Origin of the sequence: Pseudescherichia vulneris (assembly GCF_902164725.1) — a bacterium.
Lineage (GTDB): Bacteria > Pseudomonadota > Gammaproteobacteria > Enterobacterales > Enterobacteriaceae > Pseudescherichia > Pseudescherichia vulneris.
The window spans coordinates 4,358,079-4,372,699 of the sequence record NZ_LR607338.1 but is presented as its reverse complement, the minus strand read 5'-3'; the positions used below and the strand labels follow the sequence as shown (position 1 = coordinate 4,372,699).

At 56.9% G+C, this 14,621-nt stretch carries 14 protein-coding genes and 1 other annotated feature; of the genes, 8 read left to right on the top strand and 6 right to left on the bottom strand.

All coding sequences use genetic code 11. The features are described from left to right. Positions 1–175: 175 nt before the first annotated feature. A complete protein-coding gene (locus FN633_RS18220) occupies positions 176–568 on the top strand; it encodes a DUF2946 domain-containing protein (protein WP_425049191.1) in 393 nt (130 codons plus the stop codon). A gap of 56 nt (positions 569–624) precedes the next feature. Continuing rightward, a complete protein-coding gene (locus tag FN633_RS18215) occupies positions 625–2,019 on the top strand; it encodes a PepSY-associated TM helix domain-containing protein (protein ID WP_154058757.1) in 1,395 nt (464 codons plus the stop codon). Here the strand turns inward: FN633_RS18215 and dgcN are convergent. Further along, positions 2,005–3,213, bottom strand: a complete 1,209-nt coding sequence (gene dgcN, locus FN633_RS18210; protein WP_154058756.1) for a diguanylate cyclase DgcN/YfiN — start codon at positions 3,211–3,213, stop codon at positions 2,005–2,007. The genes FN633_RS18215 and dgcN overlap by 15 nt on opposite strands. Positions 3,214–3,362: 149 nt before the next feature. After that, positions 3,363–3,737, bottom strand: coding sequence for a DUF2799 domain-containing protein (locus FN633_RS18205; protein WP_042387503.1), 375 nt, complete (start codon positions 3,735–3,737; stop codon positions 3,363–3,365). A gap of 231 nt (positions 3,738–3,968) precedes the next feature. Here FN633_RS18205 and aroF point away from each other — a divergent pair, with 231 nt between their 5' ends. The 3 genes from aroF (at position 3,969) to FN633_RS18190 (ending at position 7,111) form a co-directional block, all read left to right on the top strand. Further along, a complete protein-coding gene (gene aroF, locus FN633_RS18200) occupies positions 3,969–5,039 on the top strand; it encodes a 3-deoxy-7-phosphoheptulonate synthase AroF (protein WP_154058755.1) in 1,071 nt (356 codons plus the stop codon). Positions 5,040–5,048: 9 nt separating this feature from the next. Continuing rightward, entirely contained in the window at positions 5,049–6,170 is a 1,122-nt protein-coding gene (gene tyrA / locus FN633_RS18195) for a bifunctional chorismate mutase/prephenate dehydrogenase (protein WP_042387500.1), read from the top strand. Positions 6,171–6,238: 68 nt separating this feature from the next. Further along, positions 6,239–7,111, top strand: a complete 873-nt coding sequence (locus tag FN633_RS18190; RefSeq protein ID WP_154058754.1) for an SMP-30/gluconolactonase/LRE family protein — start codon at positions 6,239–6,241, stop codon at positions 7,109–7,111. Here the strand turns inward: FN633_RS18190 and pheA are convergent. From pheA to bamD, 4 genes are all read right to left on the bottom strand, one after another. Next, the gene (gene pheA, locus FN633_RS18185; RefSeq protein WP_154058753.1) at positions 7,108–8,268 is read right to left on the bottom strand and encodes a bifunctional chorismate mutase/prephenate dehydratase; all 1,161 of its coding nucleotides are present in this window, start codon (positions 8,266–8,268) and stop codon (positions 7,108–7,110) included. The two genes, FN633_RS18190 and pheA, sit on opposite strands and share 4 nt — an antisense overlap. 40 nt (positions 8,269–8,308) lie before the next feature. Then, positions 8,309–8,434, bottom strand: a sequence feature (Phe leader region). Further along, on the bottom strand, positions 8,386–8,433 hold the full coding sequence (gene pheL, locus FN633_RS18430) for a pheA operon leader peptide PheL (RefSeq protein ID WP_181016674.1): 48 nt from the start codon (positions 8,431–8,433) through the stop codon (positions 8,386–8,388). It overlaps the preceding feature by 48 nt. Positions 8,435–8,555: 121 nt before the next feature. Next, complete coding sequence (raiA, locus tag FN633_RS18180) at positions 8,556–8,894, bottom strand: ribosome-associated translation inhibitor RaiA (protein ID WP_042387495.1); 339 nt, start codon at positions 8,892–8,894, stop codon at positions 8,556–8,558. Between the two features lie 293 nt (positions 8,895–9,187). Further along, entirely contained in the window at positions 9,188–9,925 is a 738-nt protein-coding gene (gene bamD, locus FN633_RS18175; RefSeq protein WP_042387494.1) for an outer membrane protein assembly factor BamD, read from the bottom strand. Between the two features lie 133 nt (positions 9,926–10,058). Here bamD and rluD point away from each other — a divergent pair, with 133 nt between their 5' ends. From rluD to clpB, 3 genes are all read left to right on the top strand, one after another. Beyond that, positions 10,059–11,039 (top strand): 23S rRNA pseudouridine(1911/1915/1917) synthase RluD, encoded by a 981-nt coding sequence (gene rluD / locus FN633_RS18170; RefSeq protein ID WP_042387491.1) that lies wholly within the window; start codon positions 10,059–10,061, stop codon positions 11,037–11,039. Beyond that, positions 11,036–11,767, top strand: a complete 732-nt coding sequence (yfiH, locus tag FN633_RS18165) for a purine nucleoside phosphorylase YfiH (protein ID WP_154058752.1) — start codon at positions 11,036–11,038, stop codon at positions 11,765–11,767. The genes rluD and yfiH overlap by 4 nt, the downstream gene beginning before the upstream one ends. A gap of 131 nt (positions 11,768–11,898) precedes the next feature. Further along, positions 11,899–14,472: an ATP-dependent chaperone ClpB gene (clpB, locus tag FN633_RS18160; RefSeq protein WP_154058751.1), complete on the top strand. Its 2,574-nt coding sequence runs from the start codon at positions 11,899–11,901 to the stop codon at positions 14,470–14,472. Positions 14,473–14,621: the final 149 nt, after the last annotated feature.

Below are 14,621 nucleotides of genomic sequence, written 5' to 3'. Positions count from 1 at the left end.
AAAGGTATGTAATAAAAGCGTCTTAACTAAGATTCGCTTTCGCGACATCCTGATAAAAAGGGGCTGGCCTGTGGGCTGGCCCCTTTTTTTACGCCTGCGCGCGCGATCTGTTAACCCCTACGTTATAAATCCTTTACAATGCCTGCTCTCGACCGGAGGGCTAGTGGCTAACCTGATGCATCACTCAACATGGAAACGCGCAGCGGCATTGACCGCGCTGTTTGCGATCCTACTGATCGTGATTGCGCCGCTGATCTCCGTCGCGCTACAAAAAGATCCCATGAGTGCGATGCCGGGCATGCACCACGAGATGTCGATGATGCCAGAGCATCACGTCATGCCTGAACATTCTCAAAGCATGCCGGTCGACCATGCCGAGGCGTGCGGCTACTGCGTGCTGCTAGCGCATGTGCCAGGCGTGATCCTTGCGCTTATCGTTCTGCTCTGTGGCGTGCTGCTCAGGCTGCGCATAACGCCACCGCGGCCTGCCGTCTGCCACTGGCACTTCTTCCCCTGGCTCTGTCCCGATACTCGCGCGCCGCCGCGCCTGTCTGCTTTTTCCCTCTAAAAATTTCCTGTACGCCCCGGCGTACCAGCAACTTTTTACCTAAAAAAAGGAAAAGTATGACGACCTGCACTTCGCGCGCGGCATGGGTAAACCTGCTGCGACGCCTCCATTTCTATATCGGCCTCTTTGTGGGCCCGTTTATCTTTATCGCCGCCCTGAGCGGGACCCTCTATGTGGCCACGCCGCAGCTGGAGAACGCCCTCTATCACGATGCGCTCTACGGCACCATTATCGGTGAGCATCAGCCGCTGGCCGAGCAGGTGGCGGTGGCCGAGCGGGTGACCGGCGGAACGCTGCGTCTGCACGCCGTCCGCCCTGGGCTTATCAATGGGGAGACGACGCGGGTGATGTTTGCCGATCCGCAGCTTGGCGTCTCGGAGAACCGGGCTATCTTTATCGATCCCGTGACCCTGGCGGTTAAAGGTGATATGACCGTCTACGGCACCAGCGGCATTTTGCCTCTGCGCCAGACTATCGATTATCTGCACCGTTCTCTGCTGCTCGGCGATGTCGGGCGACTCTATAGCGAGCTGGCGGCGTCGTGGATGTGGATTGCTGCCCTTGGCGGTATTGCGCTGTGGTGGTTCACCCGGCCCAAACGACGGGTTAACAATCGGGTGCAGAACAGCCGTCGCCTGCACGTGAGCCTGGGCTGGGTGCTGCTAGCGGGAATGCTGCTCTTCTCCGCGACCGGCCTGACCTGGTCCCAGTGGGCGGGAGGTAACGTTGATAAAATGCGCGCGGCGCTGGGCTGGATGACGCCGCAGGTGAATACCCAACTGCACGGAGCCGCCCAGCCAGCCGATCCCCATGCGGAACATCATGCCCATCATGAGCACCATGAAGGAATGACGATGCCGATGGAGGAGAGCGACGCCGACAGCGTGCAGTATGATGAGGTATTGCAGGTAGCTCGCCAGACCGGCATCAATGCTTCGCGTCTTGAGATCCGCCCGCCGCGCAGTGCAGACCAGGCATGGACGGTCACGGAGATCGATCGGGCCTGGCCCACGCAGGTTGATGCCGTAGCGATTGATGGCCACACAATGACCGCGATCGACCAGACGCACTTTGCTGACTTCCCGCTGATGGCGAAGCTCACCCGCTGGGGCGTCGATTTCCATATGGGCGTGCTGTTTGGCCTGCCAAACCAGCTGGCGCTGATCCTGTTTGGCGGTGCGCTGTGCGTGAGCATCGTGGTGGGCTATCGGCTGTGGTGGATCCGCCGTCCGGCGCAGGGCGGCGTGAGCCCAGTGCAGACCCTGATGCAGAGCTGGCTGGCGCTCGGCAGGGGAGGACGGGTGATAACCCTGCTCCTTGCCCTGCTCATTGGCCTGGCGCTACCGGTGCTGGGCATCAGCCTGCTGCTGTTTATTGCTGTCGATGTCCTACGCTGGCGTCGGGCCAGCGTAGGGCGATTGCAGCCGGAACAGGATTCAGGGCGTCTTTGACTGGCGCTGCTTGACCTTGTACATGTTTTTGTCCGCCAGCTCCAGCAGGCTATCGGCGCTGGCGTGCTCCCATGCCAGCGCATAGCCAATGCTAAGCGTCATCATGGTGGTAGAGCCGTTATGCAGATCGAAAGGATGATAGAACTGCTGGGACAGCGCGCCTGAGAGACGCTTTACCTCATACTCGGTATGCACGCCGGTCAGGATCATCGCAAACTCATCTCCGCCGAGGCGGTAGGCCATATGCTGCTTGCCGCCAAAGGCGGATAACCTTTTCGCCACCTCAATCAGGACGCTGTCGCCGACGGCGTGCCCCCATGTGTCGTTAATGTATTTGAAGTTATCACCATCAAGGAACAGCAGCGCCGAGCAGCGTTGGGCGGCTTCATCCTTCATCAGAGCGGTAATGGCGTTGCGAAACGCGGCGCGGTTAGCCAGTCCGGTCAGCGGATCGTGCAGGGCAGTACGCAGGAGCAGGGCATTGCGCGCCTGTAAACTCAGCTGCCACTCCTCCATCTCATCCAGCAAGCTGTTAAAGTCCTGGCCAAAGCGATGAAACTCGTCAATACGCTCGTCGGCGACGCGACGGGAAAAGTTGCGGTAGGTCCGCACATCATGCACCACGTCGGTAATATTTTGCAGGGCGTTGAACACACCGTTATGCAGGTAGCGGCTGATAGCGAGCGCCACGACGGAGGCGAACAGGATCGAGCCGGTGAGCACGCCGAGACAGAGCAGAATAAAGTGGCCAATCAGGCTGGCCTGGGCCGTCAGATACAGCTCGCCGATCTGTGTACCGTCGTGCATGATCGGCTGCCTAACCGGTTCGGGAAGCAGTCCCCGGCGGATTAGATCGCTGGCTTTGTCATAGCTGCTCTTTGGCATCGAAGACCAGCCTGCCACGACATGCTGTTTTGCATCATGTACCTCTGCCGCGCTATAGAGCCCCCGCTGGCCGAGCGTAGAGAGCGTATCGGCAGCGGCGGTCGCATCATGACGGGCGAGAGCAAACTCCAGATTGCGGCTCATGGTCGCGCCCGTCAGCTCTAAGTTATGTAGGGCATACTGCTTTAACGTCAGTACCGACGTGACGGAGATAAGAAACCAAACCAGCGTCATCGTAATAATCACGTTAATAATATTAATTCGACGTAGGGTACGCTTAAAAGTTGGCCGTGAAAGATCCCTGTTCATTATTATTTCCCCGCAACGACGGCTGATAATTACACGTAGCAGAAAAACAGCGTTTGCCTGCATATCCCCTGTTAAGATCGTGGTTATTTTACCCTGGATAGACCAGGGGTGATCTCGACTTATTCACAGATTGAATAATATTTAGGCAGTTAATTAAGAACGGCGTCGCGGGTGCCTTCGTCCATACCTGCTTGCCAGGCGCTACGCAGCTGGGCGGCGCTCTCCTGCGTGTCGCAGCCAGCCGGATAGATTTTACCCGCACGGCCCCACGCATAGAGAAAATCGTCGTGGCAGATCCTTTTCAGGCCTGCCTTATAGCCTTGTAAATAGCGGTTTCGATCGACGTTGGCGTCATTGTGCAGAGCAGCCAGGACGCTGTTCTCTTTGACCACTGCGCCCGAGAGGGCGTCGTCTTTCCCGGTGCTGTACCAGTCGGTGCCGGTCCATGTGGGAGCGTGTGTATAGGGTTCAACCGAGCAGCCAGACAGCAGAATGGCTAAGAGTGCGTACATTCCAGGTTTCATTATCGTGCTCCTTTTTCTGTTATTAAAGCGTAGCCTGGTTGCCGCGAGGTTGCTCAATGTACAATTTTGTTTACATAAAAAGCGCAATTAAATTGCATTTTAAGGGCGTGTGTAAACAATTATGTACGTATTATGGATTGAAATCTTTACCGGTTGTGATACTGTTAGGTTACTCTCTGCTGAGAACACTATCGCTAAAGACTATCGCAACGAACGACCAGGATCGCCATCATGCAAAAAGACGCGCTGAATAATGTCCATATCGCCGACGAGCAGGTTTTAATCACTCCGGAACGCCTGAAGGCGGAGTTTCCGCTGACGACAGAGCAGGAGGCGCAGATCTCACAATCGCGCCAGACCATCTCCGACATCATTGCCGGGCGCGATCCGCGTCTGCTGGTGGTGTGTGGGCCATGCTCTATTCACGATCCGCAGGCTGCCATTGAGTACGCTCGCCGCTTTAAAGCCCTTGCCGAGGAGGTCAGCGATAGCCTCTACCTGGTCATGCGCGTCTATTTTGAAAAACCCCGTACCACCGTCGGCTGGAAAGGGTTGATTAACGATCCGCATATGGATGGTTCGTTTGATGTCGAAACCGGGCTGAAAATTGCCCGTAGCCTGCTGGTGGAGCTGGTCAGCATGGGCCTGCCGCTGGCAACCGAAGCGCTGGATCCCAACAGCCCGCAGTACCTGGGCGATCTCTTTAGCTGGTCTGCCATCGGGGCACGCACTACCGAATCTCAGACCCACCGTGAAATGGCCTCCGGCCTCTCAATGCCGGTCGGCTTCAAGAACGGCACCGACGGCAGCCTGGCGACGGCGATCAACGCCATGCGCGCGGCGGCAATGCCGCACCGTTTTGTGGGTATCAACCAGGCTGGCCAGGTGTGCCTGTTACAAACCCAGGGTAACCCAGACGGACATGTGATCCTGCGCGGCGGCAAAGCGCCGAACTACAGCCCGGCTGACGTGGCGCAGTGCGAGAAAGAGATGACCCAGGCAGGCCTGAAGCCCGCCCTGATGGTAGACTGCAGCCACGGTAACTCTAATAAAGATTACCGTCGCCAGCCTGCGGTCGCTGAATCCGTTGTGGCGCAAATCAAAGATGGTAACCGGTCGATCATTGGCCTGATGATCGAGAGTAATATTCATGAAGGTAATCAATCGTCCGAGCAGCCGCGCGGCGATATGAAACATGGCGTCTCCGTAACCGATGCCTGCATCAGCTGGGAGACGACCGACGCGCTGCTGCGTGAGATTAACCAACATCTGCGTGGGCATCTGGCAGCACGTCTGGCTTAAGAGGTTGTTATGGTTGCTGAATTGACCGCCCTGCGCGATCAAATTGATGAAGTAGATAAGGCGCTGCTGGCCCTGCTGGCGAAGCGTCTGGATCTGGTGGCCGAGGTCGGCGAGGTTAAGAGTAAATATGGCCTGCCGATCTACGTGCCCGAGCGCGAGGCCGCTATGCTGGCTTCCCGCCGTCAGGAGGCCGAGTCGCTTGGCGTGCCGCCGGATCTGATTGAGGACGTGCTCAGACGCGTGATGCGTGAATCCTACTCCAGCGAGAACGATAAAGGGTTCAAAACCCTCTGCCCGACGCTGCGTCCGGTAGTGATTGTGGGCGGCGGCGGTCAAATGGGCCGGCTGTTTGAGAAGATGCTGACCCTCTCCGGCTACCAGGTGCGTATCCTGGAGAAAGATGACTGGGCGCAGGCGGGCAATATTGTCGCCGACGCCGGGATGGTGATCGTCAGCGTGCCGATTCATGTCACCGAGCAGGTGATCGCCTCCCTGCCGCCGCTGCCGGAGGATTGCATCCTTGTCGATCTGGCCTCGGTGAAAAGCGGGCCGCTGCAGGCCATGCTGAGCGTGCATAAAGGACCCGTCTTGGGATTGCATCCGATGTTCGGCCCGGACAGCGGCAGCCTGGCGAAGCAGGTGGTGGTCTACTGCGACGGACGCAAGCCGGAAGCCTACCAGTGGCTGCTGGAGCAGATTCAGGTTTGGGGTGCCCGTTTGCACCGTATCAGCGCCGTTGAGCACGATCAGAACATGGCGTTTATTCAGGCGCTGCGCCACTTCGCCACCTTCGCCTACGGGCTGCATCTGGCGGAAGAGAACGTGCAGCTGGAGCAGCTGCTGGCGCTCTCCTCGCCCATCTACCGTCTGGAGCTGGCAATGGTCGGGCGGCTGTTTGCCCAGGATCCACAGCTCTATGCGGACATCATTATGGCCTCGGAGAGTAACCTGGCGCTGATCAAGCGCTACTACCAGCGCTTTGGCGAAGCGATTGAGCTGCTGGAGCAGGGCAACAAGCAGGCCTTTATCGATAGCTTCCGCAAGGTTGAGCACTGGTTTGGCGACTACGCCCAGCGCTTCCAGAGCGAAAGTCGGGTCCTGCTACGGCAGGCAAACGACAACCGTCAATAGGTTAAAAGCTGTATATACTTTAAGGCCAGTGGGTTACCCGCTGGCCTTTTTACTGTATGGGAGTCTCTATGGCTGAGCCGCAACTGCTATTTGATTACACCGGCCATCTGCCGGAATGTCCTGTCTGGAGCGAATCGGAACAGGCGCTGTACTGGGCCGATATTCTGGAGGGGGAGATCCACCGCTACCATCTGGCATCCGCTGAGCATACCGTCCTGCGGTTTCCGGAAGAGGTGGGCTGCTTTGCCCTGCGCGAGAAGGGCGGATTCATCGTTGCGATGCGGAGTGCCATCTGGCTGGCAGACAAGCGCGGACTGCTGACTCAGAAAGTGTGTGATAACCCCTCTAACCCGGAGCTGGCGCGCTTTAACGACGGTGGGACCGATCGTGCTGGTCGTTTTTACGCTGGCACGTTCTGGGCACCGCAGGATTACAACGGCGCGCTGCTGGTGCGGGTCGATAACGATCTGACCCCGAAGGTGATCCAGTGCGATATCCTTGGGGCCAACGGATTAGCGTTTAGCCCGGACGGGAAGTGGATGTACACCTCCGACACGCCGCAGGAGGTGATCTACCGTACGCCGCTGGATGAGCAGGGCGAGCCCGGCAAGCGTGAGGTGTTCCGCACCTTTAAAAAACAGGAGGGGCAGCCGGACGGAGCGGCGACGGATGTTGAGGGCTGCTACTGGAGCGCGCTGTACGACGGCTGGCGCATCGCGCGTTTCTCTCCCGAGGGCGAGCAGCTGGAAGAGTATCGCCTGCCGGTGCGCTGCCCGACGATGGTGTGCTTTGGCGGTGAAGATATGAAGACGCTGTTTATCACCACCACCCGGGAGAATATGAAGCAGGACGAGCTGGCGAAGTTTCCGCTCTCCGGGGCTATCTTCACCCTGCCGGTAAGCGTGGCAGGCGTGAAGAAATCCCCCTTTATTGAGCGTTAAGCCGGATCGACCGGGACAACGTTCTCGCCAGGATAGCAGCCCAGCACTTTCAGCGAGCGGGTGATCTCCCCGAGCTCGCGCAGGGCTTTCTGCATGGATGCAGACTCCAGGTTGGCCTGGATATCCAGATAGAACATCTCTTCCCACGGGTTGCCGTGAATGGGCCGTGACTCCAGCTTAGTCATAATCAGATTATGGTTACGCAGCACCAGCAGCGCCTCAACCAGCGCCCCTGCCTGCTGGCCCGTGGCCATCAGCAGCGTCGTTTTAGCCGGCACCTGATCGGAGACATTAATCGGTTTACGCGCCAGCACGATAAAGCGGGTGATGTTTTGCGTCTGGTTCGCCAGGTTACGCTCCAGCACCTGTAGGCCGTACAGTGCACCGCCCGCCTCGCTGCCCAGCGCCGCTACATGAGGCGAATTCGCCTGGGCCACTCTCTCCATTGCTGCCGAGGTGCTCTCTGTGTACTCAATTTTCCACTGCGGATAGCGGTTCAAAAATTGGCTGCACTGTTGGAAAGGCTGCGGGTGGCTGTAGACCGTTTCGATTTTGCTCAGATCGGTCGTACCCGAAACCAGCACACAGTGATCGATGGGCACGGTCATCTCCCCGACGATCGCTAGGCTGGTGTGCTGGAGTAGATCGTAGACGTCGTTGATCGCCCCGGAGCTGGTGTTCTCCAGCGGCACAACGGCATAGTCGGCCTGACCAGTCTCTACCTGCTGAAAGATATCGTGGAACTTAGCGCAGCCGCTCTCAATAAACTGTTCGAAGTGGCGTGCCGCGTACTGACGCGCGGCCAGGTGCGAATAGGAGCCTTTGGGGCCGAGAAAGGCGATCCGCGCCGAGTGCGGGTTCGTTTGATTGAGATGCTGCTGAAGCAGAGCCTGCTGCGTAAGTACGGAGTCTTCAATAATCAGCTGGAACAGGCGGGTAATGTAGTGCGCATCGAGATGGTGCGTTTTCCCCAGCTGGATCAGGTGCTCCAGCAGATCGCGTTCGCGGTCGATATCGCGCACCGGACGGTGGGAGGTCAGCTTGGCTTTGCCCACCTCAACGGCGAGCTGGCGACGCTCGGCCAGCAACGCCAGCAGTTGCTCATCCAGAGCGCTTATCTTTGTACGCAGATCCAGCAGCGGGTTTTCCGGTGTCATAGTGTTGCCTTAGTCGTTATCGTTATCTGTCTATCAGCCATAAAAAAAGGCCCCCCGGTTTGGGAGGCCTTGCTGTTCGTCTTCGCACATACTCTTACACGACGAAACGCCTCCCATTCAGGGGAAGGTAAAAAAGCGTGCGAAGAAAAACGGCGTCTGTTTCATGGGATAGTCCTGTCTGTGTCTACAGGTAAAGTAACCGTACTGTTTTCACCCTGTCAATAAAAAACGCGCCCGAAGGCGCGTGGGTGAGACACTCAATGTAAAGGACTACTCTTCGTAAAGGATTACTCTTCTTCTTCTTCAACGAAGGTGGCGTCTTTCACCGACGTGGCGGCGCGACGGGCTTCACCTTTGTGCTGCACTTTATTGAGCTGCCGTTCCAGCTTGTTAATCAAGTCGTTGATAGCGGTGTACATATCATCGTGTCGGCCACTGGCAACAAGCTGACCGTTAGGGGTATTAATGGTTGCGTCAGCAACAAAACCCTGCGGCTCCTTCGAGAGGATGATATGGGGATTAATTAGATGAGTTTGCCATTTTTCTAGCTTGGCGAGACGGTCTGCGACATGCTGGCGAATTGCCGGAGTAATTTCCATTTGTTTACTGGTAATGTTCACTGTCATAAATGTTACCTCTTGTCTTTCCGTCCAGGTGATCTCAGCATACCTTTCTGAAGGTCAAAAAGTGTGATTTAGATCACGTATTTTTGTCACTTTTTGTCAATGCCGACATTTTGTGAGATAGGACAGGAAGAGATGAGATTTTACTTGCTGGATAGGGGAAGGGGAGCCATAGTTGATAAGTTACGTCGCAGCCTACTTCTTTAGAGGCAGCCGAAACCGCATAAAAAAACGGCAGCCCGAGAGCTGCCGTTGGTGTTTTTAACGATCGGTTTTTGACGATCGGGTTTTGACTATCAGGTACTGCTGCTGTTGGACGCGATAATCTTCGCGACTTTATCTGCCTGAGCGTTCATCTGCATCTGGCGATAGGCATTTTCCATCAGCGGCAGGGCGTTACGCGTCGCCTGCGTATCAGGGAAGTCACGCAGCATGCCTTCTACGCGGTTCACCACCGCCACCCACGCGCCGCGTTCGGTGTAGTATTCCGCCACGGAGTATTCATACTTCGCCAGACGATCCTTCAGGAACACCAGTCGCTTGGTGGCATCGGTAACGTACTGGCTGTTCGGATAGCCGCGTACCAGCTTCGAGAAGTCATTAAACGCATCGCGAGCGTGCTGAGGATCGCGGTCGCTACGATCGACGCCGAAGAAACCCTGTAATGCACTGTCGTCCAGCGCCATGTCGGTCAGGCCGCGCATATACATCACGTAATCGATGTTCGGGTGAGTCGGGTTCAGACGGACAAAGCGATCGATCGCGGCCTGGGCCAGCGGCAGATCGGCATTTTTATAGTAGGCGTAGATCAGATCCAGCTGAACCTGCTGCGAGTAAGGGCCAAACGGATAACGGTTATCCAGCGCTTCCAGTTGCGTTATTGCCTGTTTCCAGTTACCGTCCTGCAACTTTTGCTGAGCAGTCGCATAGATTTCATTAGGCGGATTATCAGGCACCTCTTCCTTTGAACTGGAGCAACCCACCAAAGCCAGGCTCAACGTGGCGGCTGCCACCAGATATTTCATGCGCGTCATGACGTTTTGACTTTCCTCAAAATGTTTATGCGGGAGGATTCTCTGTTCCTGCTCCCGATTAAGACCAGCTACAATAGCACACTATATTAAACGGCAAAGCCGTAAAAACCCAAGGTTAACGAAGAAGCTGTCTATGGCACAACTAGTACAACTCACCGCAACGGTGTCCGAAAATCAACTCGGTCAACGCTTAGATCAGGCATTGGCCGAAATGTTCCCGGATTATTCACGTTCGCGCATAAAAGAGTGGATCCTTGACCAGCGCGTGCAGGTCAACGGCAAGATTTGCGACAAACCCAAAGAGAAAGTGTTGGGCGGCGAGCGCGTCGCCATCGATGCCGAGATCGAAGAAGAGGCGCGCTTTGAGGCGCAGGATATCCCGCTCAACATCGTCTACGAAGATGACGATATTCTGGTGATCAACAAGCCGCGCGACTTCGTGGTGCATCCGGGTGCAGGTAACCCTGACGGCACCGTGCTGAATGCGCTGCTGCACTACTATCCGCCGATTGTTGACGTGCCGCGCGCCGGTATCGTGCACCGTCTGGATAAAGACACCACCGGCCTGATGGTCGTGGCTAAAACCGTACCGGCCCAGACCCGACTGGTAGAGTCCCTGCAGCTGCGCGAGATCACCCGTGAATATGAAGCCGTTGCCATTGGTCATATGACGGCGGGCGGCACGGTGGAAGAGCCAATCAGCCGCCACCCGACCAAGCGTACCCACATGTCGGTGCATCCGATGGGCAAGCCGGCGGTGACCCACTATCGCATCATGGAGCACTTCCGTGTGCACACGCGTCTGCGCCTGCGTCTTGAAACAGGCCGTACCCACCAGATCCGTGTTCACATGGCGCACATTACCCATCCGCTGGTGGGCGATCAGCTCTACGGTGGCCGTCCGCGTCCGCCGAAGGGGGCATCTGATGAATTTATTACTGCCCTGCGCCAGTTCGATCGCCAGGCACTGCACGCTACCATGCTGCGTCTCTATCACCCGATTACCGGTATCGAGATGGAGTGGCATGCGCCGATCCCACAGGATATGATCGACCTGATCGACGCCATGCGCGCCGATTTCGAAACCCATAAAGAGGACGTTGACTGGCTATGACATCGCTGATTGTTCCGCAGTGGCCGCTGCCTGAAGGCGTCGCGGCCTGTAGTTCGACCCGCAACGGCGGCGTGAGCCTTGCCCCCTGGGACTCCCTGAACCTGGGTGCACACTGCGGCGACAATCCTGAGCATGTCGAGGAGAACCGTCGCCGGCTGTTTGCCGCAGGCGGTTTACCCTCTAAGCCCGTCTGGCTGGAGCAGGTGCACGGCAAAGCGGTGCTTACGCTTTCCGGCGAGCCGTATGCCTCTAAACGCGCGGACGCCTCATACAGCAATACCCCCGGCACGGTGTGCGCCGTGATGACCGCCGACTGCCTGCCGGTGCTGTTCTGTAACCGTGCTGGAAGCGAAGTTGCCGCCGCGCATGCCGGCTGGCGTGGGCTGTGCGCAGGCGTACTGGAAGAGACGGTGGCCTGTTTTACAGATAAGCCGGAAAACATCATTGCCTGGCTGGGCCCCGCTATCGGCCCCGATGCCTTTGAAGTTGGCCCGGAAGTGCGCGACGCGTTTATTGCCGAAGATCCAAACGCTTCAGCGGCATTTCGTGCGGCAGGTGAAAAATATTTTGCCGATATCTATCAGCTTGCTCGTCAGCGGCTGGCACGCGTCGGCGTAGACGCCGTCTACGGTGGCGACCGGTGCACCTTCAGTGAACAAAGTGAATTCTTCTCTTATCGCCGCGACAAAACCACCGGGCGTCTGGCAAGTTTCATTTGGCTGATATAACCTAAAGAATCAAGACGATCCAGTACGTGTAATATTCTTTGTACATAATTTAGATCATTAACCTTGAATAATTGAGGGATGACCTCATTTAATCTCCAGTAGCAAATTTGACCTGTATTATGGGAGGAGTTATGCGTCTGGATCGTCTTACTAATAAATTCCAGCTTGCTCTTGCCGACGCTCAGTCACTCGCGCTGGGGCAAGACCATCAATTTATCGAACCACTTCATCTTATGAGCGCCTTGCTGACACAGGAGGGGGGATCGGTACGTCCGTTACTCACCTCTGCCGGTGTCAACGCCGGTCAGCTCCGCACCGCTATTGACCAGGCGCTCAGTCGTCTGCCGCAGGTAGAGGGTACCGGCGGCGACGTTCAGCCGTCCCAGGATCTGGTGCGGGTGCTTAACCTTTGCGACAAGCTGGCGCAGAAACGTAACGATAACTTTATTTCGTCAGAGCTGTTTGTTCTGGCGGCACTGGAGTCACGCGGTACGCTCGCCGATCTGCTGAAAGCAGCGGGAGCGAATACCAACAATGTGACCCAGGCAATTGAACAGATGCGCGGAGGAGAAGGCGTGAACGATCAGGGGGCCGAAGACCAGCGTCAGGCCTTGAAGAAATTTACCGTCGATCTTACCGAGCGTGCCGAACAGGGCAAGCTCGACCCGGTGATTGGCCGCGATGAAGAGATCCGCCGTACTATCCAGGTACTGCAACGCCGTACCAAAAATAACCCGGTGCTGATCGGCGAGCCGGGCGTGGGTAAAACCGCCATTGTCGAAGGGCTGGCGCAGCGTATTGTTAACGGCGAAGTACCGGAAGGGCTGAAAGGCCGCCGGGTGCTGGCGCTGGATATGGGTGCGCTGGTGGCAGGGGCGAAATATCGCGGTGAGTTCGAAGAGCGCTTAAAAGGCGTCCTGAGCGACCTGTCGAAACAGGAAGGCAACGTCATTCTGTTTATTGACGAGCTGCACACGATGGTAGGCGCAGGTAAGGCCGATGGCGCAATGGACGCCGGGAACATGCTGAAACCGGCTCTCGCCCGTGGTGAGCTGCACTGCGTCGGCGCAACCACGCTGGATGAGTACCGTCAGTATATTGAGAAAGATGCGGCGCTGGAGCGGCGCTTCCAGAAAGTGTTCGTCGCCGAGCCGTCGGTCGAAGATACCATTGCTATCCTGCGTGGTCTGAAAGAGCGCTATGAGCTGCATCACCATGTGCAGATCACCGACCCGGCCATCGTGGCGGCGGCGACGCTGTCCCATCGCTACATTGCCGACCGCCAGCTGCCGGATAAAGCTATCGACCTGATCGATGAGGCCGCATCTAGCATCCGCATGCAGATCGACTCCAAGCCGGAAGAGCTGGACCGTCTGGACCGGCGCATTATCCAGCTCAAGCTGGAGCAGCAGGCGCTGATGAAAGAGTCCGATGACGCCAGTATCAAGCGTCTGGAGATGCTCAACGGCGAACTGGCTGATAAAGAGCGCCAGTACTCAGTGCTGGAAGAGGAGTGGAAGGCCGAGAAAGCCTCGCTCTCCGGCACGCAGACCATTAAGGCCGAGCTGGAGCAGGCGAAGATTGCCATTGAGCAGGCCCGCCGCGTTGGCGACCTGGCCCGCATGTCCGAGCTGCAGTACGGGAAAATCCCTGAGCTGGAGAAACAGCTTGAGCAGGCAACGCAGTCGGAAGGCAAAACCATGCGTCTGCTGCGTAACAAAGTGACCGATACCGAGATCGCCGAGGTGCTGGCACGCTGGACCGGTATTCCGGTGGCCCGCATGATGGAAGGCGAACGTGAAAAACTGCTGCGCATGGAGCAGCAGCTGCATAGCCGTGTGATTGGCCAGAACGAAGCCGTTGAGGCTGTCTCAAACGCTATCCGTCGCAGCCGGGCGGGGCTATCCGATCCGAACCGTCCGATTGGCTCTTTCCTGTTCCTTGGGCCAACCGGGGTAGGGAAGACCGAGCTGTGCAAAACGCTGGCTAACTTTATGTTCGACAGTGACGATGCCATGGTGCGTATCGACATGTCCGAGTTTATGGAGAAACACTCCGTGTCGCGGCTGGTGGGTGCGCCTCCGGGATACGTCGGCTATGAAGAGGGTGGCTATCTGACCGAGGCGGTTCGTCGTCGTCCCTATTCCGTTATCCTGCTGGACGAAGTCGAGAAAGCGCATCCGGACGTATTCAACATTCTTTTACAGGTGCTGGATGACGGACGCCTGACAGACGGGCAGGGGAGAACGGTCGACTTCCGCAACACCGTGGTGATCATGACCTCGAACCTGGGCTCCGATCTGATTCAGGAGCGCTTCGGTGAGCTGGACTACGGCCATATGAAAGAGATCGTCATGGGCGTGGTGAGCCATAGCTTCCGTCCGGAGTTCATTAACCGTATCGATGAGGTCGTGGTATTCCATCCGCTGGGTGAGAAACATATTGCCTCGATTGCTCAGATCCAGCTGCAGCGTCTTTATAAACGTCTGGAAGAGCGCGGTTATGCCGTGCAGATGTCAGATGAGGCGCTGAAGCTGCTGAGCGCTAACGGTTACGATCCTGTATATGGCGCGCGTCCGCTGAAACGCGCTATCCAGCAGCAGATCGAAAACCCGCTGGCGCAGCAGATCCTCTCTGGGGAACTGATTCCGGGCAAAACGGTACAGCTGGTGGTGAAAGACGACCGCATTGCCGCCGTGCAGTAATGTGCGGTAGAACGTGAAAAGCGTAAAACGAGCCCTGTGGGGCTCGTTTTTGTTTATAAACCAGGCGAAATTGTGCTTTGTATCACCGTTTTGCCTAAAAAGTAGGCTATCGATAAGTTTTTTCGATTTAAGACTTGTCAGCCCGGAAT